This window comes from Paenibacillus shenyangensis (assembly GCF_000346635.1).
GTDB classification, from domain to species: Bacteria; Bacillota; Bacilli; order Paenibacillales; family Paenibacillaceae; genus Saccharibacillus; species Saccharibacillus dauci.
This window is the reverse complement of sequence record NZ_AOIG01000037.1, coordinates 1-24,071: the sequence shown is the minus strand read 5'-3', so window position 1 is coordinate 24,071 and position 24,071 is coordinate 1. Positions and strand designations below refer to the sequence as shown.

The 24,071-nt window shown below is 48.8% G+C and carries 19 protein-coding genes and 1 pseudogene; 12 read left to right on the top strand and 8 right to left on the bottom strand.

Annotated elements, in window-relative coordinates; translation table 11 throughout:
* Positions 1-25: 25 nt before the first annotated feature.
* Together H065_RS0124050 and H065_RS0124045 are read right to left on the bottom strand one after the other, a co-directional pair.
* Positions 26-862 carry an ATP-grasp domain-containing protein gene (locus tag H065_RS0124050; RefSeq protein ID WP_017815659.1) on the bottom strand — a complete coding sequence of 279 codons (837 nt, stop codon included), beginning with the start codon at positions 860-862 and terminating at the stop codon, positions 26-28.
* Between the two features lie 32 nt (positions 863-894).
* A complete protein-coding gene (locus H065_RS0124045) occupies positions 895-1,455 on the bottom strand; it encodes a helix-turn-helix domain-containing protein (RefSeq protein WP_017815658.1) in 561 nt (186 codons plus the stop codon).
* A gap of 297 nt (positions 1,456-1,752) precedes the next feature.
* Between H065_RS0124045 and H065_RS0124040 the strand changes: the two genes are divergently transcribed.
* The 9 genes from H065_RS0124040 (at position 1,753) to H065_RS0124000 (ending at position 14,738) form a co-directional block, all read left to right on the top strand.
* Positions 1,753-2,406 (top strand): AzlC family ABC transporter permease, encoded by a 654-nt coding sequence (locus H065_RS0124040; protein WP_238558025.1) that lies wholly within the window; start codon positions 1,753-1,755, stop codon positions 2,404-2,406.
* Complete coding sequence (locus tag H065_RS0124035) at positions 2,403-2,741, top strand: AzlD domain-containing protein (RefSeq protein ID WP_017815656.1); 339 nt, start codon at positions 2,403-2,405, stop codon at positions 2,739-2,741. Before H065_RS0124040 ends, H065_RS0124035 begins: the two co-directional genes overlap by 4 nt.
* A 232-nt stretch (positions 2,742-2,973) precedes the next feature.
* Positions 2,974-4,518 carry a response regulator gene (locus H065_RS0124030; protein WP_017815655.1) on the top strand — a complete coding sequence of 515 codons (1,545 nt, stop codon included), beginning with the start codon at positions 2,974-2,976 and terminating at the stop codon, positions 4,516-4,518.
* Positions 4,515-6,269, top strand: a complete 1,755-nt coding sequence (locus tag H065_RS0124025; RefSeq protein ID WP_017815654.1) for a sensor histidine kinase — start codon at positions 4,515-4,517, stop codon at positions 6,267-6,269. The genes H065_RS0124030 and H065_RS0124025 overlap by 4 nt, the downstream gene beginning before the upstream one ends.
* A 132-nt stretch (positions 6,270-6,401) precedes the next feature.
* A complete protein-coding gene (locus H065_RS0124020; RefSeq protein ID WP_017815653.1) occupies positions 6,402-7,715 on the top strand; it encodes an ABC transporter substrate-binding protein in 1,314 nt (437 codons plus the stop codon).
* Positions 7,716-7,819: 104 nt separating this feature from the next.
* On the top strand, positions 7,820-8,644 hold the full coding sequence (locus tag H065_RS0124015; protein WP_051058756.1) for a carbohydrate ABC transporter permease: 825 nt from the start codon (positions 7,820-7,822) through the stop codon (positions 8,642-8,644).
* Positions 8,645-8,712: 68 nt separating this feature from the next.
* The gene (locus H065_RS0124010) at positions 8,713-9,531 is read left to right on the top strand and encodes a carbohydrate ABC transporter permease (RefSeq protein WP_026136420.1); all 819 of its coding nucleotides are present in this window, start codon (positions 8,713-8,715) and stop codon (positions 9,529-9,531) included.
* A 120-nt stretch (positions 9,532-9,651) separates the two neighbouring features.
* Positions 9,652-12,552, top strand: a complete 2,901-nt coding sequence (locus tag H065_RS0124005) for a family 78 glycoside hydrolase catalytic domain (protein WP_017815650.1) — start codon at positions 9,652-9,654, stop codon at positions 12,550-12,552.
* A 362-nt stretch (positions 12,553-12,914) separates the two neighbouring features.
* Positions 12,915-14,738, top strand: a complete 1,824-nt coding sequence (locus H065_RS0124000) for a sensor domain-containing diguanylate cyclase (RefSeq protein ID WP_017815649.1) — start codon at positions 12,915-12,917, stop codon at positions 14,736-14,738.
* Positions 14,739-14,832: 94 nt separating this feature from the next.
* Here the strand turns inward: H065_RS0124000 and H065_RS0123995 are convergent, their stop codons facing one another.
* The 5 genes from H065_RS0123995 to H065_RS0123970 all read right to left on the bottom strand — a co-directional run bounded on the left by H065_RS0123995 (position 14,833) and on the right by H065_RS0123970 (position 19,964).
* Positions 14,833-15,513 carry a Na-translocating system protein MpsC family protein gene (locus H065_RS0123995; RefSeq protein WP_017815648.1) on the bottom strand — a complete coding sequence of 227 codons (681 nt, stop codon included), beginning with the start codon at positions 15,511-15,513 and terminating at the stop codon, positions 14,833-14,835.
* Positions 15,514-15,778: 265 nt separating this feature from the next.
* Positions 15,779-17,272, bottom strand: coding sequence for a pectate lyase family protein (locus H065_RS0123990; protein WP_017815647.1), 1,494 nt, complete (start codon positions 17,270-17,272; stop codon positions 15,779-15,781).
* Between the two features lie 413 nt (positions 17,273-17,685).
* Positions 17,686-18,126 (bottom strand): YtxH domain-containing protein, encoded by a 441-nt coding sequence (locus H065_RS0123980; RefSeq protein ID WP_017815646.1) that lies wholly within the window; start codon positions 18,124-18,126, stop codon positions 17,686-17,688.
* 151 nt (positions 18,127-18,277) lie between these two features.
* A complete protein-coding gene (locus tag H065_RS0123975; protein ID WP_017815645.1) occupies positions 18,278-18,622 on the bottom strand; it encodes a hypothetical protein in 345 nt (114 codons plus the stop codon).
* 142 nt (positions 18,623-18,764) lie between these two features.
* Entirely contained in the window at positions 18,765-19,964 is a 1,200-nt protein-coding gene (locus tag H065_RS0123970; RefSeq protein ID WP_017815644.1) for a M20 metallopeptidase family protein, read from the bottom strand.
* Between the two features lie 164 nt (positions 19,965-20,128).
* Here H065_RS0123970 and H065_RS0123965 point away from each other — a divergent pair, with 164 nt between their 5' ends.
* The 3 genes from H065_RS0123965 to H065_RS0123955 all read left to right on the top strand — a co-directional run bounded on the left by H065_RS0123965 (position 20,129) and on the right by H065_RS0123955 (position 23,685).
* Positions 20,129-20,521, top strand: coding sequence for a hypothetical protein (locus H065_RS0123965; RefSeq protein ID WP_017815643.1), 393 nt, complete (start codon positions 20,129-20,131; stop codon positions 20,519-20,521).
* A gap of 149 nt (positions 20,522-20,670) precedes the next feature.
* Complete coding sequence (locus tag H065_RS0123960) at positions 20,671-21,543, top strand: class I SAM-dependent methyltransferase (protein ID WP_017815642.1); 873 nt, start codon at positions 20,671-20,673, stop codon at positions 21,541-21,543.
* A gap of 192 nt (positions 21,544-21,735) precedes the next feature.
* A complete protein-coding gene (locus tag H065_RS0123955; RefSeq protein ID WP_017815641.1) occupies positions 21,736-23,685 on the top strand; it encodes a fibronectin type III domain-containing protein in 1,950 nt (649 codons plus the stop codon).
* Positions 23,686-23,891: 206 nt separating this feature from the next.
* Here the strand turns inward: H065_RS0123955 and H065_RS0123950 are convergent.
* A pseudogene (locus H065_RS0123950) lies at positions 23,892-24,071 on the bottom strand (Crp/Fnr family transcriptional regulator); the annotation flags it as partial.

The window sequence follows — 24,071 nt, the reverse complement described above, 5'->3', positions numbered from 1 at the left end:
AGTATTGCCGATGGAGTTGGCTTGGTTATGCTCTGATCGCCTGCTTAAGAGATTGTACCATCCGGCTGATAAAGCGGCGGGAATAATTTACCGGGATATCCAGCAGGGACAGATACGGATTCAGATCTTCCAATTCCACGAGCAGCAGCTCTCCGCTGGCTGTCCGGCAGGCGTCGACGCGCTGGATACCACATCTGATATGATTCCACCGGATAAACTGCTCGGCAAAAGCAAAATCGGCTGGCTGTGGATCATATAGCTCCAGCTTCCAGCGCTGCTGCGGATCGGGAGCATGCAGGGCATACTGGAATTCATGGTCAATATAATAAAAGGAAACTTCATATTCAAACGGAATATATGGCTGGATAAGCATCCGCTGGCTGCAAGCAGTGAGTGCCTGCTGCACTCGATCGGCAGGTAGTCGCTGCACCCCATGCGAATCGGCACCATTGAATGGCTTAATGATATATTCGGTGCTATCCGGAAGCCGACGCAACTGATCAATATGATCAACAGTAGGAATCACCGGGTAGTCTGCAGCAGTCAGTTCCAGCAGATAGGCTTTGCCATTCATATCGGCACGACCATCCAGACTGTTATACGTCCTCAACTGCAGCTTTCGAATCCGATCTCGAAATGCCTCGTATTGATCCTGATAGGGTGCGACCGGTCCTGCATTGCGAAATACGATTAGATCGACGGCACCTTCAAAAGGTTCGGTATCTTCGGGATGACAGAGGATAATCCGAAAGTACTGCCGCAGATGCGAAGTCAGAAAAAGATCTTCCTCGTAATAATTGCGGCCCTTGGCTTCATAATACAGATCGGTAACCCATAACAAGGTATACGGACGCCATTTCATACCTACCACCTACTTTCGACAAAGTAAAACCGCTATTGCAGTGTATCATCCGGATAATGCATCATCATGAAAAAGCTGGCTTTTTCTGCCGTAGGATTGGAGTAGCCATGCAGATGCGTACCGGAGAATTGCAGTGCATCCCCTTCAGTCAGTTCATACTGCTCTCCCTTGAGATCGACGATCATGGACCCCTGTTTGACGATCAGATACTCTTCACCGGGATGTGTTTTGGGTTCGTGTACACAGCCGGGCAGTAGCTCCACGATATACAGTTCGAACCTTTTTTCCGGATGATAAGGGAAAAAGGGATATACCCGATACTTGTCGTCACTATCCATAATCATATTCACTTCATTCATGTTGACGCGGCGTACAAGTACCTCCTCTTCCTTGAGAAAAGTAGTAAAAGATACCTGGAGACCGTTGGCGATTTTCCATAGGGTACTGATCGTTGGATTGGATTTCTCATTCTCGATCTGTGCCAGCATCGCCTTGCTCACACCGGTCAATTCCGATGTCTGATCCAGCGTCAGATTTTTGCTTTTACGGATGCGTGCCAGATTTTTGGCAATTACACTTTGGATAGGTTCCATTATTTTCTCCTTAGCTATTGTTTAATATAACAGAATAATGTATGTTATATTAGAAAATTGTATACTATAATAAACTTTAGTTCATTTTAGCATACAAGAATAACAATGAGCCAGCGAGGAGTGGATAGCTTGTCCAATGTTCAGACGGTGCATCAACATTCAGGATGCAATAATGAAAATCACGGGAAAGTACAGATCGAACAGTCTGGATATTCCCTTCAGCCTCCGGAAGAACCCGGCTGTGATGAAGCAGAGGAGCACAAAGAGGCGACCTTTGCAGACGGAGTCAAAGACGGCATTCCTACACTGCTTGGATATATCAGTATTGGTCTGGCTGCAGGCATCGTAGGTGCGGCTTCGCATCTGAGTGTACTGGAGATGGGGATCATGTCGTTACTCGTGTATGCAGGAGCAGCACAATTTATTATTTGCGGAATGCTGGCTGTACATGCACCTGCATCTGCTATTATCCTGACTACGTTCATTGTGAATTTGCGTAATTTTCTGCTCAGTGCAACGCTGGCTCCGCATTTTACCCGTTATTCGCTGCTTCGGAATATGGGGATTGGACTGCTGGTTACCGATGAATCATTCGGCGTAGCTGCGAGCCGGATCGCCCAGGGCAAGCCACTGAATGATCACTGGATGAACGGGCTGAATCTGATTGCTTATTTCAGCTGGATCGTCTCCTGTGTAGTAGGTGCATTGTTTGGCAGCTGGATCGCCGATCCGGAGCAATTTGGCATGGATTATGCACTGACAGCAATGTTCGTCGCACTGCTCGTCCTGCAGCTGGGCCATTTGGTCCCTGCCAAGCTGAAAAATTATTTACGATTGATGGTCTATATGGTGATCGCTATGCTACTACTGTCATTGATCGTATCGTCACAGCTGGCGGTGATTATCGCTACTGTCATCGTAGCAACAATTGGGGTGGTGACCGAGAAATGAGCATGCAATGGACGACATTAATGATCATTATTGGCTGTGCGCTGGTGACGATGATACCTCGGGTGATTCCTTTCCTGGTAGTACGGAATCTGAATCTGCCTGCACCGGTACTCAAGTGGCTATCCTATATTCCAGTCTGTATTTTGACAGCCCTGGTCGTAGATAATTTCCTGATCCAGGAAGGACATTCCCTGCACATCGACTGGAAGGTCATTATTGTACTTATTCCTACCTTTTTGATTGCGATCAAGACCCGTAGCCTGTCTATTACCGTAATCGCAGGAGTCGTGATGATGGCCGCTGTACGTTACTTTTTCTCGGTATTCTTCTCATAAGCAAACAAGAATAGATCGCTCTGTAACGATTAACCTTCAGCCTGATGGACATCCATCAGGTTTTTCTGTGCCAACTCTTCGGCTATTGCCAAATGAATCTGCCCGGTCCTACAATGGCTAACATATACTAGCTTGATGCATCCTCTACGAATACAACTACAAAATGTATAATCCGATCATAAATATTCACTATTTTGTAAGCGTTAACAAATGAAGAGGAGGAGAAATATTTATGCTGCGAGCCGCTATTTTTGATGATGAATATATTGTACTGCAAGGGTTAAAACGAATGATCGACTGGTCACGTTATGGTGTGGAGCTGGCTGGAACTGCGGATAATGGACATACTGCACTGGAATTAGTCCGAAGCCATCAGCCGGATATCATCCTGACAGATATTCGTATGCCCGGGATGGATGGACTACAGCTGATCGAAGCGGTCATGCGGGAAAAGCCGGATACGGTATGCATTGTGTTCAGCGGCTTCAATGAATTCGAATATGTACGCCGGGCGATCGGACTGGGCGTAATCGATTATCTGGAAAAGCCGATTACTATCGATAAAATCGAAGCCACGATGAAAAAAACAATGGAGCGAATCGAAAAGGAGCAGCAGTTCGGCGTCATGAAACAGCGCTATGAAGCAAGCCGTAGAGATCTGCTGGAAAAGGCAGTACTCGACCTGCTGTTCGTCGGAGCTGCTGCGGAAAACAAGCTGTATCAGCAGCTGGGATTGCAGGCACAAGAGATTGCTGGTGTAACCGTGATTGCCCTGAATGGCAAAAGCACTCCTGCTATAGAGCATCCGTGCTGCCGAGTCGTGCAGGTATCCACTGCGGAGGAGCAGCTTCTGGTCTTGTTTCATCTCGGGATTCCTGGCGAAAATGCTGATGTGGATCAGCACAAAACCGAGCCCATATGGGAGTACCTGCTTACGCTGGAAGAGACAGAGCAATCGGTCTACGCCTCCGGCCGAACCTATTCATCGCTGGCGGATGCTGCGCGAAGCTGGCGAGAAGCGCGCAAAGCGCTCCGTTATGCCTGTTTTTTCGCGGAGACCGGGTGGGTGCGGTTTGAGGATGTAGGCGAGGAGAAGGAAGATCACCCGGAGCTGTCCGAGTGGGAAGAGGCGCTTGTCTTTTCCCTGCGCGCCTGTGATCAGGATGGACTGCAGCATTCGCTGGATGCGTTTGAGCAGTGGACCGGTACAGCACGCCTGACGCCTGAACGGGTAGAGCAGGAAATGCTCAAGCTGCTCTTTCTCGGGGCAGATGTGCTGAGAGAGACCGGAGAAGATGCCAGCCAGGCGCTGCCGTCGATGCGGATACTCTATCAGGAACTGAATACCCTGGATACGCTGGAAAATATGTTCGGCTGGTGCCGCAGCCGGATGGAAAAACTGCTGCATGTGATGGAAGCTGTTCGCGGACCGGGCAAGCATAATGCAGTTCGGCAGGCGACGGTCTATATGGAGCAGCACTATGGACAAAGCCTTTCCCTGCCGGAAGTGGCAGAACATGTAGGGATGAATGCCAACTATTTCAGTCTGCTGTTCAAGGAAGAAATGGGGATTTCCTATATCAAATATTTGACCAGGATCCGCATGGAACACGCGAAGCGGCTGTTGATCGAAGGAATGCGTGTCCACGAAGCCAGCGAGAAGACCGGGTATTACAATCATCGTCATTTTGGTGAAGTGTTCAAGCGGACATTCGGCATGACTCCCGGACAATACCGTGAATCCCACGGGCGTGGTCAGACAAGAGGAGAACCATGAAGAATCTGCTTGAGCGACTGCTGCCGCTGTTTCGTTTTCGCCGTATCCGTACCCGTTTTCTGGTAGCGATGATTGTGCTGGCTGTACCTTCGCTTATGCTGCTCGGATTCATTTCCTCGAATATTACCAAGAATATGATCACTGATATTAATAGCCGCAATAATCTGGGTCATCTCCAGACCTCCAGTGAAGTGGCGGACCTGTTATTTCGCAACATACAGAATCTGCATCTATCGATTGTAACGAACGATGCGGTCAGTGCGAATCTGCGCCGCAGTAATGCTCGGCCCCTGATTCCGCCGACATCCTCGGGTGAGCTTGGAGATGAGGCAACCAGCAATCTGCAGCAGATTCTGGGGGACCGGATTGTGGATACGAGGTATATTCGCTCTATCTGCCTGTTCGATCTGAAGTTCCGTGTATCCTGTATCGGACGTTCGGATGATACCGGACAATATGAGACTACCGGACGCTCCACGATTGCCTACACGGCCTGGTACAAGCGGGCGTATGAAGCTCAGGGGAAAGTGCTGTATTTTCCGGCAGATGTGTTTGGGGAGACCAACCGTTCCTTTTCTACGGTCAAGCTGGTACGGGATGAATCGGTCGTGACCGGCAAGCCGATTGGTCTGCTCGTGATCAATATCGACAAGCAGCTGTTCGGTAATGTATTTCAGAGCAGTGGACCGTATGAGCGCTTCCTCGCGCTGGATGCCCAAAAGGATGGCGTTGCGACCGTCTACAGCAGCAGCAATGATCCGGTGACTACGTCCTATACAAGTAATCTGTCCGAGCGGATCACCGGGTATGAACAAGATGGGTATCTGATCAGCCGTTACACAAATATGACAACCGGCTGGACTTTCCTGCATCTCGTCCAGCGTCATACATTGCTGGAGCAGTCCAATCAGATTGCCTATGCGACGATTGGTATCGCAGCGATGATGGGATTGATCGCCATACTGCTATCGTATTTTATTTCCGGTAGTATTACCCGTCCACTTCTGCAGCTCAAAAAGCTGATGCTGGATTGGACACAGGGTACCCTGCAGCTGCCTAATCGGTTCGCCCGTGATGAGGTCGGCACCATCGGCGAGACATTCAAACGGATCGTTATCGAAAATGAAGAGCTGAACCGCCGGCTGATCCAGACCGAGATCAAGGAAAAAGAAGCCGAGCTGCGTGCGCTTCAAGCGCAGATCAAGCCGCACTTTCTGTACAATACGCTGGACTCGATCTACTGGATGGCGACACTGGAAAATAATCACGAAGTCGCCCGGATGGCGGTCAGTCTGTCGGAGACATTCAAGCTGAGTCTGAACAAAGGCAAGGAGTCGATCACTGTCTATCAGGAGCTCAAGCATATCGAGCATTATCTGAATATCCAGAATATTCGCTTCAATAATCGATTTATCTATGTCGAACAGGTCGAAGAGACGGTCAAAGGTATGGAAGTGATGAAGCTGCTGCTCCAACCATTAGTGGAGAATGCGATCTATCACGGTCTGGAACCCAAGGTAGGAACAGGTACGATTACCCTGACCGGAACGTATCATGACCAGCAGCTGGTTTTTACTGTCGCAGATGATGGTGTAGGTATGGAGGATATCAGCTGTATCACCCATGGATATGGATTATGCAATGTACTGGAACGGATGAAACTGGCCTATGGACCAGAGAGTGTACTGGAGGTGCAGAGTGAAGTAAACCGGGGCACGATGATTACGCTGCGTTTTCGTCCAGGGTACTAAAACATGAAAAAAACAGACATGAATCCAATAAATGAAACGCTTACATTTTATCTTGTCCCCTTTTACAATAATCATATCAGGGAGTACATACTCCATGAGTACATCACATTACAGGAATCAGGGGGTTATGAGATGAGTAAGCGTGGAATCAGGTATATGGCCAGCTTGATCAGCCTATTGATGATGACCGGAATGCTGGCTGCCTGCGGTAATGGCGGGAGCGGGGACACCGGCGGCGCATCAGGCACTAATCTGACACTGTTAACCGATAATTCGCAGGATGCTGTCAATGTAGCCGATGCACTCAAAGCTGCCTATGAAAAGAAAAATCCGGGCGTTACCGTTGAAGTCGAGACGCGGCCAGGTGGCAGCGAAGGTGATAATCTGGTCAAAACAAGGCTCGCGACAGGCGATATGACCGACGTGTTCTTTTACAATTCGGGTTCCCTGATGACAGTACTATCGCCGGAAGCGAATATGGAAGATCTGACCGGAGAGGCTTTTCAAGCCAATATATCCGATGATTTCAAAAGTACGGTATCCATGAATGGCAAAGTATACGGTGCACCGGTAGGCGCTACGATGAGCGGCGGCTGGTTCTACAACAAGAAAATCTACAAAAACCTTGGATTATCGGTTCCCAAAACATGGGATGAGCTGATGGCCAACAATGAGAAAATCAAAGCTGCAGGGATTACACCAGTGATCGGAACGATGAAAGACAGCTGGACTGCACAGGTTATTTTGCTGGCGGATCAGTACAATGTAGCCCAGGCAGCGCCGAATTTTGCCAAGGACTTCACGGCACATCAAGCGACGTTTGCCGGTACGCCTGCAGCGCTGCGGAGTTTTGAGAAGTTGCAGCAAGTATTCGACAAAGGTTACTGGAACAAAGACTTTCTCGCTGCCACTTATGATAATGGCATCAAGATGCTGGCCGAGGGCAAAGGTGCCCAGTACCCGATGCTGTCCTTTGCCCTGCCGGTGATCCAGCAGAACTTCCCGGATCAGGTCGATAATATCGGATTCTTCGCCCAGCCTGGTGATAGTGCAGACAAAAACGGACTGACCGTATGGATGCCGGGTGCCGCCTATGTATACAAAAACGGCAGCAATGTGGAAGAAGCCAAGAAATTTGTCGCTTTTATCGCTTCCAAAGAGGGAGCCGCTGCTATCGCTACCGTATCTACACCGACCGGACCATATCCGGTCAAGGATGCACAGATGCCGGGCAATATACCGTCGGCAGTCAAGGATATGCTGCCGTATTTTGATCAGAACAAGACTTCGCTTGCGCTGGAATTTGTCTCTCCGATCAAAGGACCGGGTCTACCGCAGATTGCTGTTGAAGTAGGTGCCGGGATCAAGAAAGCACCGGAAGGAGCAGCCTCCTACGATCAGGATGTCGAGAAGCAGGCCAAGCAGATGGGACTGGAAGGCTGGTAAGCTGCTGCCCGTCTACTAAGCGCTAATCGTCATTACGACCAGCAGGAACAGGAGGGATTCTGGTGAACCGGGTATTCAGACGTACGTATTCATACTGGTTTCTTATGCCGGCAGCCGTGATTTACTTTGTTATCTTTTTGCTGCCGACAGTGATGTCGTTTTTCTTCAGCTTCACCCGCTGGACCCTGGCAGATTGGGAATTTATCGGACTGGATAACTTTGTGATGTTTTTCCAGGAGCAGTCACTGCGGATTGGATTTCAGAATACGCTGATCTACGCGGTTGTCACCTGTGGTCTCAAAGTCATCCTGGGGCTGCTGCTGGGGGTACTGCTCACGTCCCGGCTGCGTACACGCAATTATCTGCGTTCGGTTATATTCTTCCCGACCCTGATCAGTACGATTGCAGTCGGTATTGCGTTCAGCATGATGATGCATCCTACGCAGGGAATTATTAATACTGCGCTTGGCTGGGCAGGGCTGCCCGGACTGGACTGGCTCGGAGATACACGGGTTGCTCTGCTGTCGATCGCACTGGTGGATGTTTGGAAAGGGGTGGGGTTTGCTACAGTGATCTATATTGCTGGCATCCTGTCGATCCCACCGGACTACTATGAAGCACTGCAAATTGACGGCGGCGGTGCATGGCACAAGTTCTGGAATATTATCGTGCCGCTGAGTCGTCCGGCAACCAACTCAGTTATTATTCTGTCCTTTATTGGCGGTCTGCGCTCTTTTGATCTGGTATGGGCGATGACCCAGGGTGGACCCGGATTCACAACGGATGTCATTGCCTCGATTATCTACAAACAGTATCAGGGTGGATTCTATGGACTTGCTACAGCGGGCAATGTCATTCTGTTCGTTATCGTGACGTTGCTGGCTTTTCCATTATACCGGTATCTGAACAAGAGAGAGGTGGATCTATGAGTACGATCAAGTCATCGGAGCACATCGCCGGTCACGCACAATCCGGTTCTACTCCGCTTGGGCGCAGGATGGGCCGATTGGGACTCGAGCTGCTGGGCATACTGTTCACGATTATCGTCTTCTGGATCCCCTTTTATTTCATTATCGTCAATGCTCTAAAAAGCACGCAGGAATCAGCTGATCTAAGCCTTGCGCTGCCATCGACCTATCATCTGTGGGAGAACATCATGACCGTTGTGCAGGCAAGGAATTATATGCTGCTACGGGCATTCTGGAACAGCAGTGTACTGACGATTGTCTCGGTACTGGCTCTTGTAGTGCTGTGCGGCATGGCTGGTTATGTGATGCAGCGGCGCAGGGATCGACTCACTCCGACGCTGGATCTGCTGATTCTGGTCGGGCTGATTATTCCGCCTGCGATTGTACCGACGATCTGGGTGCTGGATGGCATGGGATTGTTTAAGACAATGCCCGGTCTGATTCTCGTCGAAGTAGCGCTGAATTTCCCATTCTGTGTGCTGCTGTACAAGGGATTCATGGCAGCGATTCCACGCGAGATTGATGAAGCAGCGGTGATTGATGGCTGCGGCGGCTTCCGGCTCTTTTTCAATATTATTCTGCCGCTGCTGCAGCCGGTATCCGCGACCGTGATCGTACTGTGTGCAGTGACCATTTTTAATGATTTTGCCAATCCGCTATATTTTCTGCCGGGATCGGCCAATGTCACCGTGCAGACGACGCTCTACAATTTTAAAAGTCAGTATGTTACCCAGTGGAATCTGTTGTTCACCAATATTCTGCTGATTACGATCCCTCCGCTGCTGCTGTTTTTATTTTTTAATAAGCGAATTGTAGCAGGGATGACGGCCGGTTCTGTCAAAGGGTAAGGCAGGCAGAAATTCCACCAGTATAGACACTATTATCATAAAATCATGACGCTACCGGAACACCAGGCTTGACCAGAATCAGCTTCAACCAACGAAGTCTGCCAAAGGAGAGATTGGGTTATGGGAACGATAAAAATCATCGAAGTACAGTGCGAATATCGGAATCATCTGCTCGGTACGGATCTGCTGCATCCCCGATTCAGCTGGAAAATGGAATCGACCGAGCGTAATACCCGGCAGTCAGCATATCAGCTGCAAGTAACAAAGCGCGAGGATCAGTCATTCGAGTCTCCTCTATGGGATACCGGTCGTATGGAGACAGACCAGTCGATTCAGCTGCCATATGCAGGATCAGAACTGACACCATGTACGTCTTATCTGTTCCGTGTCAGAGTCTGGGATCAAAGCGGCAATGAATCGGACTGGAGTGCTGCAGGACAGCTGGAGACAGGATTGCAGCGTCCGGATGCATGGCAGGCCCACTGGATAACACCCGACACACAGCAGATCGACAGGGAGTCAGATCCTATATTTCAGCTGCGCCGTAGCTTTGAAATAAAGGGTGAGATTGCTTCTGCACGCATCTATGCGACAGCGGTAGGTGTATATGAGCTGTATCTGAATGGACAGCCGGTATCCAAAGATGTACTGGCGCCAGGCTGGACAAGCTATCATCACCGGATGCAGTATCAGACCTATGATGTAACTTCGCTCATACAGCCCGGAGCCAATGCGGTTGGAGCATGGCTAGGAGATGGATGGTACCGGGGCAAGTTGGGCTTTGACGACAAGCAATATACGTATGGAGAACACCGTGCTCTGCTGATGCAGATGCTCATACGCTATACCGATGGTACCGAGGAATGGGTATTGACCGATTCCGGCTGGAGAGCATCGATAGGTCCGATTCCATACAGCAATATTTATCATGGAGAGACCTATGATGCCCGATTGGAGCAAAGCGGCTGGAGCAGCCCGGACTTCGACGAACATAGCTGGCATGGCGTAGAGACCGTGCAGCTCTCTTGTGAGCCGCTCATCTCCCAAGAGAACTGGCCAACCCGGGTAACAGAGACTATTCAGCCTGTACAGTACATCGTAACTCCAGCTGGAGAACATGTGCTGGATATGGGGCAGAATATGGTCGGTCGTATCCGCATGACTCTCAACGCAGCCGCTGCCGGGACGACGATTACGATCCGTCATGCTGAAGTGCTGGACAAGGACGGCAATATTTATTATGGCAATCTGCGCCCGGCTCGTCAGACCGTTACTTATATCGCCAGCGGCGCTGAGCAAGAGGAATATGCTCCCCATTTCAGCTTTATGGGCTTCCGGTATATTCAGGTGAGCGGTTATCCCGGGCAGGAGACAGAGGGACTCCTTCTGGATGCATTTGTCGGAGAAGTACTGCATTCGGATATGCCTTCTACTGGTGAATTTGAATGCTCGGATGAGCGGGTAAACCAGCTGCAGCGCAATATTCGCTGGGGACAGCGCGGTAACTTCCTCGATGTGCCAACAGACTGTCCACAGCGGGATGAACGACTGGGCTGGACAGGCGATGCACAGGTATTTATCTCGACGGCACTGTTCAATTACCAGGGGGCTCCATTTTTCACCAAGTGGCTGCATGATGTACAGGCAGAGCAGCATGAAGATGGTGGTATTCCGTTTGTCGTCCCCGATATTGTTGGCGGCGCCAATTCGGCAGCATGGGGAGATGCGGCAGTGATCTGCCCATGGACGTTCTACCAGTACTATGGAGATCGTCAGCTACTGGCAGAGCAGTATGACAGTATGAAAAAGTGGGTGGATTACATCCATTCCCAGGGAGAAGAGGAATTTCTCTGGAATACCGGTTTTCATTTTGGAGACTGGCTGGCACTGGATGCCAGCGAAGGAAGTTATATTGGAGCGACACCTACCGCACTGATCGCTACAGCGTATTATGCTTACTCTTCGCGGCTGGTTGCTGAAGCGGCTCAGATTCTGGGCAAACAGCAGGAAGCGGAGCAATATCGTCGTCTGCATGAGGATGTAGTCCAAATGTTCCGCGCCGAGTTTGTCACTACGCGTGGACGGATCGCTGCACCGACACAGACTGCGCATGTACTGGCATTGATGTTCAATCTGGTCGAGCCGGAGATGAAGATACGCGTTGCCGCCGATCTGAATGATCTGATCGTCAGCAATGACTATCATCTGACTACCGGATTCGTCGGTACCCCGTATCTGTGTTTTGCCCTGTCGGATAACGGTTATCACCAGACAGCAGTCCGGTTGCTGCTGCAGGAATCGTATCCCGGCTGGCTCTATTCGGTCTCGCAGGGAGCAACGACAATCTGGGAGCACTGGGACAGTCTCAAGCCGGACGGCTCTTTCTGGAGCGATGATATGAATTCCTTTAACCATTATTCTTACGGTGCAGTAGGAGACTGGATGTATCGCCGTATTGCCGGTCTGGACAAGCAGCCGGAACAACCAGCCTACCAGCGCATACGGATCGAGCCGCTGTTTGGCACCCGTCAGCTGACGCATGCCCGTGCTGCTCATGAATCCATGTATGGTCGCATCGAATCCGACTGGAAGATGGAAGAAGGGCATATGATAGTGCAGGTTACGGTGCCGGTCAATACGACTGCCGATATTCTGCTGCATGGCGCACAGATCGAGCAGCTGTCGGAAAGTGGTCGTTCCGTGCATGAAATGGATGGTGCGATCACGGTAGATACGGAGGACGATGCAGTCCATATCACTGTCGGCTCGGGACAATATACGTTCAGCTATCCGGCTGATCAGCTGTTCCAGACGTCGTATACCCCGAATACCCGGCTCTCCGAGCTGCTGATGGACGAGCAGGCTGTGGATGTACTGAATCGTCATGCTCCCCAGCTGGTGCAAGGTTCCCTGTCCAGTATGGTCAGTGCATCCTCGCTTCAACAGATTGCGGATAATCAGATGACCCGGATTCCACAGGAGAAAATGCAGCAGATTGTCACCGAACTGCAGCTCCTCTAGCTCCCATTTCCACATCTTAATAGTTAGCCTTTATCCACTCTGCAAAAAAAGCCGAACCTGTACAGGTTTGGCTTTTTTTGCTGGGTCTATTTTGCAGCTTCCATCTGTCTTAAACTTCCTGACAGCATGGTATTTACGTCTTCCTCATGTCAGAATTTGGCGGATTAGTGCTCAAGTATGGTTTTTGTGAATATACCCGATCAATTTCGGATATTTCTATAAAGTAATGGCACTCTACAGCAGATAATAAAATAGAATATTTAACCAATTACACCAAAATCGGACTGCATAGAGTTCACCAATGAAATGGAGCGGAGCCTGCGAATGCGGCAAAGAGCTGCAATCAGGTAAGGAGACGACAAATGAGAAAATCCTTCATCAAAATTTTACGGGAAGAAAACTTTGTAGGCGCGGGCGTTGTCAAAACGAATCTCTGGTCTATCATGGTTTTTTTACTGGTTGTGGTGGTTGGATTATTTTATATGAATGAGTCTGTTCGTAGTGATTATGGGCAGGTCAAGCAAGCAGCCGATTTGCAGATCAGGCTGCTCTCTCTGGAAAATTCACTAATTGATCAGGAGACCGGTCAGCGCGGCTATTTGCTTACCCGGGATACCTCCTTTTTGGAACCTTTTGATCGCGGTAGTATGGAATATCAGGCGATTGCTAATGATTTAATGGAGCGTCTGGAGAGTTATCCGGAGTATCAGGGTAAGATGCAGCAATTAACGGATGCCGGTATCAAATGGAAGATTAATTATGGAGACAAACAGGTGCACGAAACAATGTCCGGCCACCAGGTTACCAGCGAAGAGTTAAGAGCCGGGAAACAGCAGTTTGATTCCTTTCGTGAGCAGAAGGCAGTATTGAGCAAGGAGTTCGAACAGCTGCGTAATCAGCTGCGTGCGACAATGCTCCGGAATATTGTTATTACTCTAATCGGTATAGGTTCGGTATTCATGATATTTCAAGGGATTATGCTGTACTTTATCCAGCGGGGACTGCACCGGATCACTATTCCGATCGTGCAGCTGGATAAAGCGATGTCTTCTTATGCCAACGGCAGTATTTCTGCGGAAATGCCTGCTTATTCTTCAGCAAATGAAATTGGACGACTAATCCATACGTTCAAAGAAATGCGCCAGGAGATGCAAAAAGATCAGCGTCTGCTCGGTTATACGTATCAGATGATCAATGCCCTGAATCAGGCCAAATCCGTGCAGCATGTCTATCAGGAGACGTTGATGGGCATCTGGAATGTAATCGAGTGTGAACGGATCTCGATCATTACCCAGAACGCCGATCGCAGCTTCACAATCAAGTCATCGATCTATAATGGCATTATTGATCATAAGGAAGTCGCTCTAGGCGGAGAGCAAAAAGATGTACATGAGCTGCTGGAAGGCGGCTTTTCCATGATTCATGAAGACTGGAATGTGTACCGGCCCACAGGTACTATAACGGATTATCTGCATGCACAGGGTATTCGATCCTCCATGCATATTATTCTGCGCAAAGAAGCGCGGGTAGTCGGCGTGCTCAATCTGATGTCATCGGAGCAGGATCACTTCTCCATCCAGCAGAAGAACCGCGTCGAAAAGCTGGCACCGATGATCGTAACCGCGATTGAAAATGCAAGAGAAACGGATAAAATCCAGCGTCTGGCTATGCGTGATGGATTGACCGGACTCTGGAATCGCAGACACTTTGACGAGTCGATGCAGCAGCTGATGGGTCGCGTTATTACTGCGGATGCAGAGCGTCATCTGCTGTCCCTAATCTTGCTCGATGTAGATCATTTCAAAAGCTTCAATGATAACTGGGGACATCAGGAGGGAGATCTGGTGCTCAAGCATCTGGGTCGTGTACTGAATGATTATTGTCGACCGGGTGATCTGACTGTACGTTACGGTGGCGAGGAATTTGCCGTATTGCTACCCGATACTTCGCTAAATGAAGCGCGTAGTGTCGCCGAACGCCTTCGGAAGCTAATCGAACTGGAATCGCCATCCCGTAAATATGCGGTTACAGCCAGTTTCGGCGTTGCCGAATGGGATGGTTATCAATCTGCGGAACAGCTCATTCAAGCTGCAGATGAAGCATTATACCGGGCCAAGGATGAAGGACGCAACCGGGTATGCTGCTACAATGCAGAGTCTGCTGATCGGGCAACCGAAGCGGGCTGAGTAATCATTACATGCATAAACCAAAATGTCCAAACAGACAAACATCCCTGCCGACAATGGAGTCAGCAGGGATGTTTGTCTATGGATTAGGATTCTACTTTTCGAGAATAAGCAGCAGCATACTAAAGTCCTGTTCAAAATCCCAATCCAGATAGGCAGTACGGAGAGGGCGGCCAAGCAGATCCAGTATAGGTAGCTCTTCGAGAAAATGGCCCAGCTCCAATTCACGTTTGGATACACGAAGGGCGCTGTTGAATCCTTTTTGAATAATCTGCTTCTCCAGATTGATTAACAAGCCCTTGCGCAGTACAACCAGAATGTCGTTGGACAGCCAAAAGGAATTGACAGCCTCCGGAGCTTTTTGCACTGATTCGGTGATCTGGCTGACTTTGATATGCAGATCGGCTTTGCCTGTGTAGATATCTTCGTCAAATGTCTCGGTTAATGTCTCAAAAGTTACAGCGATTGCAGCAGTATTATATTCAAGCTTCCAATCGATGAATACATGGGATACATGATGACCAAACGTATATTCAATCTTTTTCTGCAGAGCGGGAAATACAAATTGACTGAGCAGAATATGGATATGGGTATAACGTTCATCTGGATCATCAGGCAGCCGGTCATCACCGGAATCGGTTAGTTCCTGAAGTAGAATCACTGCACTTTGCTGGTTAAAATGGATATGGATTCTCTCTGGCTGCTTGCCGAACTGGCTCTGGCACAGCAGGTTAGCCTGTCTGAGAATCGGGTCCAGATGAAGTTGCTGTGACACAGTTAAATCCCCTTTGCATATATAGTTACAGTGTATTACCCATAAACAGCAAATTGTTAAGCAATTGGATATATCTCTATTTTCCAAACGCTGTTTTCAGGGGAATAACCGAAGCTAACCGTCACAACTACATGAAGGTTCTGATTACGAGGATATGCTGGAATTATAATAAAGCCCCTGGCAGCGTATGCCGGGGCTTTTTATGGATGGAAAGGTATGCGTTATTTATAGGATAAATCAATCTAACAGGGGAAAGATTTCCGGTTTAATATTTGGTTAACTGCCAGTTTTCTTTGGCCCAATGCAGCTTCCCGGAGCCTGCACCATCTGCGGCGAGCAGGCGGTTGATAAGTGTAGAGGGGTCATCCATTTGATACGTATAAGGCAGCGAACTGAATCCATTCCATGAGAAAGCTTTGGCTGGAGCAGGATAGGGAGCGAGCGGACTATCAGCACTATAGCTGTCTCCGCGGAATGTTTTGCCGCCATTTTCATAAATAGTATCCAGTGCACGAATTTTACCGGTATAGCTCGCATCCGCCGGATCGGCCTGATTGTTGCGGATCGGAGAGGCGACGTCGATAATACGGGATTTCTCAAGCAGCAATGCGCCATCTTCCGTAGAAATCGCCCCGTTGCTGGTGACGGTAAAATGATAGCCTTTGGAAGTAATCGCTTTTTCCATCGCTGGCGTAATGCGTTTCTTGGCTGCGGCCAGACCGGCAGCATCCATCACAATGTTGTAGGCGTGGGCATTACCGCCGCGCAGACGAGGCATACGGTCTTGGATGTCCAGGTAATAATTATGATGAAGCGTTACTTCCAGATCGGCGTTATCCGAGGCGAATTCAGTAGCTCCGACGAGATGGGTCTTTTTCTGGCCCGAAGAGATTGCGATAATATCTGCCGGTGACATACCGACCGCACTGCTGCGCAGATAATTGTACATCGGATAAGCGGATTTATTCGCCTCCATGGCCTGAATCTGCTGAGTTACCCAGCTACCGGCACTGCCATCATCCCCGCGGAAATATGACCAGGAGATGGTCACACCGGAGCTGCCCTTTTTGACATCGACAATTCCGTCGTAAGCTTTGTTGAATGTACAGTGGTCGATCCACACTTTGGAGCTGGCTCCTTCGATCGTGAGATAGTCCCAGTCATTTTTGTCATAGTCTCCTTTGGAGGCTTCATCCCATTCCCATAGTTCATCGAACTCCAGATTGCGGATAATCACATTGGAGCTGCGCTTGACACTAATGCCGGCATGTTTGATTTTGGAGCCGTTGGCAGAGAAAATAGTCAGTCCATCGAATCCATCTATGCTGAGTTTGCTAACCCCTGTTTTTTTCAGCACCGGATGTGTGAGTGGAGCATTATGAGCGGCAAAAGGAGAGGTCTGTGCCGCTGCCGGAAGCTCATTCCATCCAAGGTCCAGATCGTTCATGACCTCAATGACTTTGACACCTGAATTTTTGCGCAGCGCCTGTGCCAGATCGGTAGCGTTGTAGACTTTTTTGTAACGACTGTCAGTCTCGTGAATGATGCCTCCGCCTACATTACCGGTAGAAAAGCCAGTCAGATTATAAGCGTTATAAGGTGCAGCTATTTCCATCGATGATAAGATAGCGCTTTCATAAGTGTTGTTGGAAACGGATTCGGCAGCATAGGTCTGAGAAACAGATAATGGCAGCACAGTCAAAGCAAGCGCGCTGCTGAGAAGTACAGTCAATCCTTTATACAGTCTTCTTTTTGTCATTTCATCCTTCTCCTCTTCGGATACATATAGTGTTGGAGTACCGGACAGAATCGCTATGTAGAATGAGAAGCTCTATTTATTCCGGTACGCCATATGTACAAAATAACACTCGGCAAAAGAAAGGAAAAAGAGGAAGCAAGAACTAATTCATAGACGTTAAATGACATATCATGCGTTTTGAAATCCTTTTTGGCATGAATGCTGTTGAATATCGTCAGATGGCATATATGTTTAACGAACGCATCGATATCAAATAATAGAAGGCGGAAAAAGGCGCAGATCAATAGCTATAAATGATTATAAATCGCTTCAAGGAAATAGATACAGGTTTGACTGCCGGACAGCAAAAAAGGAAACACTCTCTGGTATGAGAATGTTCCCGATTGAGAATAACTTATTGAATATACCTACAATCAGAAGCCTACCGATGAAGGCGTTCTACCTTCTGGCAAAGCCTGTGAAGATGAAGACTGGGAAGATGTTGAAGATTGTGCAGAATGTGAAGAATCGTCAGAAGAACTTTCACTGGATTTGAATCCCTGTACTTCGGTCTTCAATTCGCCAGCGGATGTTTGCAGTACTTCTTTCCATTCCTTAACGACGCTGATCGCTTCTTGCACGACTGGCGTAATCTCGCGGATCATCTGGATAATTTCCTGACCACGGGTGGTAGCGAGCTGTGTTTTTTCCTTGGCTGTTACCGCAAAGTCGGAAGCGGAAGAAGCTGCATTCGCTGTGCCACTTTTGAGACTGTAACGCATATCTTCACCGGACTTCGGTGCCAGCAGCAACGCTGTTCCTGCACCTACCAATGCTCCTGTAATAATTCCAAATACCAGATTTTTCGTTTCCATATTAATCTCTCCGTTCGTTATAGTAATGTATGCTGAAAATAGTTCCTGTCTGGCTATCTACAGCATACTTACCCAATGAAACGGCATTCGCTTACATATCGGACTGTAGAATTCATAATTATTTATTGGTACAGCAGTTGAGTATGTATATCTATTCGTATTCGTAGAACGGTTTGATCTCCTGACCATTCAGCCAAAGCCAGGCTTGCTGACCAACTGAAGGGTAGATATCCTGGGGATGCCACCATGCTGTCAGAATCAATGTAGCGATTACCGTTAGCGACCAGAGGATAATCCCAGGGATTTTGGGCATTAGACGCGTCAGTCCCAAACAGAAGAAAATAATAAAAAAGTTGGCTACAAGGGTCATCGGTATAGTGAATATTCTTTGCAGGCCTGTCATTGGAAAGAAATAAAGAAGAAGCATCAGCATAATGATTGTCGGTACAAAACCAGCGATAAACCAATACGCACTGCTTAAGGGAGTTTTATTCATCTAATCTCCTTTCTTTTCGAATCTTTTCGAAATCAGTTGGAATAAAATCAAGCAGAAATAGAGTGACAGCCAAAATGTATCAAATTTTGACTGTCACTCGTTTGAAATCAGGACATATCATACAGTTAGGCTTATTACCCGCTTAGCTGCTAACGGCCACACGCTTGGACAGCAGCTTCTCGGCGATAATACCGAGGAACACATAACCCGTGTTCAGCAGTGCAGTCTCATCAATATCAAAACGTGGATGATGATGCGGGAATCCGGTGTGTTCACTTTCATTTTGCGATCCTACATAGAAGAAGTTGCCCGGCTTGTGCTCCAGATAATAGGCAAAGTCCTCTGCGCCCATCGATGGCTCCGGAATATCGAACAGTGCTTCTTCACCAAGCGTGCGAATCACAATATCACGTACCTGATCCGCTTGTTCCGGTGGATTCACGACAGCAGGATAGCCGTGAATATAATCAATCGTATAGGTAGCTCGTTCGGCGAGTGTGATACCGTGTACCATTGTGCGAATATCGTCTTCAATCTGCTTGCGCACTTCCGGATCAAAGGTACGTACGGTGCCTTCGATTTTGGCTTTGTCGGCAATAACATTAAATGCCGATCCTGCCTGGAATACTCCTACCGTAACAACCGCCGATTTGAGCGGATTTACATGGCGGGAGACGATATGCTGCAGCGAACTCACCACCTGGCTGCCGATAACGATAGAGTCGATGGTCTGATCGGGCTTGGCACCATGACCGCCCTTACCCTGAATAACGATAGAGAACCCGTCAGCAGCTGCCATCGATGGTCCGGCAATAACGCCGATACGTCCTAGCGGCAGGTAGCTCGCGAGATGGGCTCCATATACCTCATCTACACCATCCAGCGCACCATCTTCGATCATTGCTTTGGCGCCGCCGGGGATCTGCTCCTCGGCATGCTGGAAAATAAACCGCACATTGCCTTCCAGCTGATCTTGATGCTGACTGATTACTTTGGCAACTCCAAGCAGGGCAGCAGTATGACCATCATGACCGCAGGCATGCATCACGCCGTCATTTTGCGAACGGTAGGGCACATCATTCTCTTCATGAATCGGCAGCGCATCAAAGTCCGCGCGAAACGCAATTGTCGGCCCAGGCTGTCCGCCCTGCAGATCGGCGAGAATACCCCCTTCACCGACACCAGTGCGCACCTGATAACCAAATCCTGTCAGTGTATCGGCGATAAACTGGGCGGTCTTTACTTCTTGAAAAGAAAGCTCCGGGTACTGGTGCATATGTCTGCGCCAGCTAACAATCTGTTCCTGCTCTGCCTGTAATTCCTGAATCCATTGTTTTTTCATGATGATTCCTCCTATTCTGTATATAGTCCATCCATTTAATGATAAAATAAATTCCATAATTTACAATAAAACATTCACTATAAATTATCACCCCTCATCTTATATGTCAAATTTGACAAAGGATAAGATAGAAGATCACTAACCTAGAAAAGGAGGGATGCTTTTTGGCAGAATGGATACCCTATGAGCGGAAGTTCGGGCACCCGGCAGACTTTCGGGTACGTTATCGATTTTATACTCAGGAGGAAGGGGGACGTCGTACGCTGCCTTATCAGGGATATCGTGCAGATTTTGCATATGCCGATGATGAGGGTGAACCGTTGACATTATATATGATTCATCCCGAATTCGAGGATGAACAAAGACAGGTTATTTGCAAAAACGGACCTGTCCCCGCCTGTGGCACGGCATTAATGTGGATTATTATTCCGGAACGGCGTCATGATATTCACAGACACCGGATACATAAGGGCACCCGTGGATATATGATGGAGGGTCCTCATCGTACAGCCGAACTGGAAGTGATTGAGATTCTGGGATTGTTCACTAATCCGTAATATCAATTACATATCTGTATGAATCCAATGAGGTCACTGTACGGAATGAATATTGTATTCTCCTGACCTGTTAATAGGTTCCCCATGCTTTTGACTGGCTCGATCTTGTTGAATATTATCATAAAGCGATATAGGGAGAGGTGTATATAATGAACGCGCAAGAACAAGAACATATTTTGGACGAAATTATCAGCTGCATGGCTATTGCCCAGGAGAATCCGGAGCTGCAGCGTATCCAGACCCGACACCGGCTGCATCTGGTTGATTTCTGGGATATCCCTCCAGGCAGCAAAGTGCTGGAAATTGGCTGTGGGCAGGGAGATACGACGGCGGTGCTCGCTCATCGTGTCGGGCGAGACGGGCTTGTCTACGGTATTGATATTGCGCCGCTTGATTATGGTAGTCCTGTCACCGTCGGCGACTCTGCCAAATTTCTGCTCCAATCCAAGCTTGGCTTTCAGACGCGGATGGAATACGGTGTGAACCTGCTGGCACCGGAGACTGATTTCCCTGCGGGCAGCTTCAGTCATGTGGTGCTCTCCCATGCTTCATGGTATCTGAATTCCAACGAAGAGCTGCTCCAGATTTTTACCAAAATACACAAATGGGGCGCCAAACTCTGTTTTGCCGAGTGGGATACACAGATCCGCAATATGCACCAGTTTCCCCATCTGCTCTCTGTATTGATCCAGGCCAAATACGAATGCTTCAAAGAAAGCAGTTCTGCCAATGTGCGCACCCTGTTTACTCCCCAGGATATTCGCGATGCAGCAGCTGCCGCAGGCTGGATTATCCGCAGCGAGCAGACCATTGCCGCCAATGATCTGCAGGATGGACAGTGGGAGACCGAGACGGTGCTGCGGGATTATGGCAGAGAGCTCGATGAACTGGAACATCTGCCGGATAAGTTGAAGATGCTGATTCGTTCGGAAGTGCATCTGTTGGAGCAGTCTATACGTGGTCTCGATCATCTCGAATCCATGTCCGCTTACGCGATGACAGCTGAGAGTGTACAGGTCTGAATAACAATGAATGAACACAACAAAGCCTCTCTCCCGTTATGGAGAAAGGCTTTTTTTACTGCCATCTGGAAGGGGATTTTCGCCTATTTCCTATTTCTAATATTAATTATACATTTATGGAAAATAATTCTTTTCAATGCTGTGTTAACTGATTATGCTTAAGGCAGATTCACAATAGAAAGGAGGCTATTTATGAAGGTCATATCCAAAGGATTCAAATGGTACATTTGCTGGTGTATGTTGCTGGTGTCAATGCTCCCGGCAGCAGGTCGCTCACATGCGGATACGATGGAAGATATGCAGGGTACTACGCTGCCGGGAGGAACGGTGTATACAGCCAGCGGATTCAGCGGGCCTACGTTTGAACCGGAGAATATCGGTGATGGGGACTGGTACAGTCTCTGGAGATTGAATGCCCGGTATGCCTGGCTGGAGGCCAAATTTCCGGAAGCCGTTCAGATGAAGGCTGTGCAGCTATCGACCGGAAGTATCGGTAAGCGCTATGAGACGTATACCGTGGAGGGGTTGCAGAACGGGCAGTGGAGTCGGCTGGGCAAAAAAACATACAAGCTCGATCCCGAAGGCAATGTCGCGCTCGCTCCTATTCCTGTTCCGGAAGGTTGGTACGATGGGATTCGGGTCAAAATCCAGTCGACCAGAGATTGGCTGCTCGTCACCGAGCTGCAGTACATTTCGGATCTGGATTCCCCATCGGAATTGAAAACCACGTATGGAGATCAGCAACTGGGTCTGACCTGGAAGCCTGTATCCGGTGCTTCCGGGTATCGGATTAGATATGGACCGGAGTCCGGGGGCTATACGCAGACACTGGACGTAAGCGCTGACACCTACAGTGGCCTGACAATTCCCAACCTGAATAATGGCCAGGTGTACTATTTGACAGTAGCAGCCCTGACGGGCAATTCGCGCAGCAATTATTCCAATGAAGTATTGAATGTGCCTGTTACCGGTTTTGATTTGCCGAAGGCGATGACTGGCGGGTCCAACGGCGAATGGTATCGTAATCCTGCGACCAACACGAGGGACCATAATATGTCTACAACGTGGAGGTATAATGGGAGCGATCCGCAGGGAGAGCTGTATTATGAATTTTTCTATCCACTGTATATCAGTGAACTTCAGCTTACCGTCTCGGCAGCAGAAGACAGCGACCTGACCTATACCGTTTATAAAGGAAGAGGATCGTCCGAGCAAGTACTGGCCCAGCGTCAGGTTCATCTGAATGGTTCGAGAAATCCGGTGGTACTGGACCCATTCCCGGTGACACCAGGTTGGTATAAAGATATTAATGTGCGAATTCAATCTTCGACTGCGCCGATCTTGGTCAATGAAGTGCGCTACAATACCGATCACACTCCTGTCCAAAATGTAAAGGTGACGAGCGGCAATGCACAGCTTACCCTCACCTGGGATCCAATTGCCGAAGCCGATCAATATCGGATTAAATACGGAATGGATTATGGTAACAATGCCAATACCCAGACGCTGACTGTGGACAAGGATGCCTATACCGGCTATACACTGACTGGGCTAGTTAATAATGGCAGTCCTTATTACATTGAGGTACAAGCGATTGTCAATGGGGAGGCATATGGCTATTCGGAGATAGCATCCGGCACGCCGCGAAGCTACAGCACAGGCGATTTCCTGCCGCTGGATACGATGGTTACCGCTTCCGGTTCATTCAATGATAATTATCCGTCTCATGCGGCGGATCGTGATTTTAGCAGTTCATGGGTGCCGGAGACAGGACAAAGCAGAAGCGGAACCATTAATTTTGCTTTTGCCCAGCCGATTGATATTCATGCTATACAGCCGGTGATGACCATGTATCCGCCAGGTACCCAGCATTATGTGATTTATGGTCTGAAGGGTCGGGAGTGGATTCTATTGTATGACGGACAGGTGCAGGTACCCTATAATGCGTCAGGCGGCGTGCTTGAACCGATTCCGGTAACGCCAGGCAAGTATGAGGGACTAATGCTCACAATCGATGCATCTCCCAATTGGCTGGTTCTGCAGGAACTGCTCGTATTCTATAATCAGCCGGTGGGAACGGTGATGGGCGATACGTATGGAACCATATCCCTGCCCACTGTGAGCGCGGATACCTACCAATAATTAGAATGATGATCGTTAGCAAAGTGATGGGTACTCATCGATTGTTTGTATAGCCGACGGTAATACGTTATCAATAGCTAAAACCAAATACTCCCCTTGTACGCTTTGGAGGAAGCGCACAAGGGGAGTATTAAGCATTGCACAGTATGGTTATGGAAGGAGAGAGCCGATTCAATATCTATGTGTATAGCCGGCTCTTTTCCGGATTAAGCAGCTCGGTGATCAGGTGCGGGTGCTGTAGGTGTACCGCCATGTTTGGTATGTTTTTTGAAAAGGGTTGCTTTCAGGTAAGGCAGTACCCAGCGATCCAGACCGACTTTACCGGCATTGGCACCAGCGACGACGATGAAGATCTCGGCCAGCAGCAGGTACGGGTTGGTGCTCAC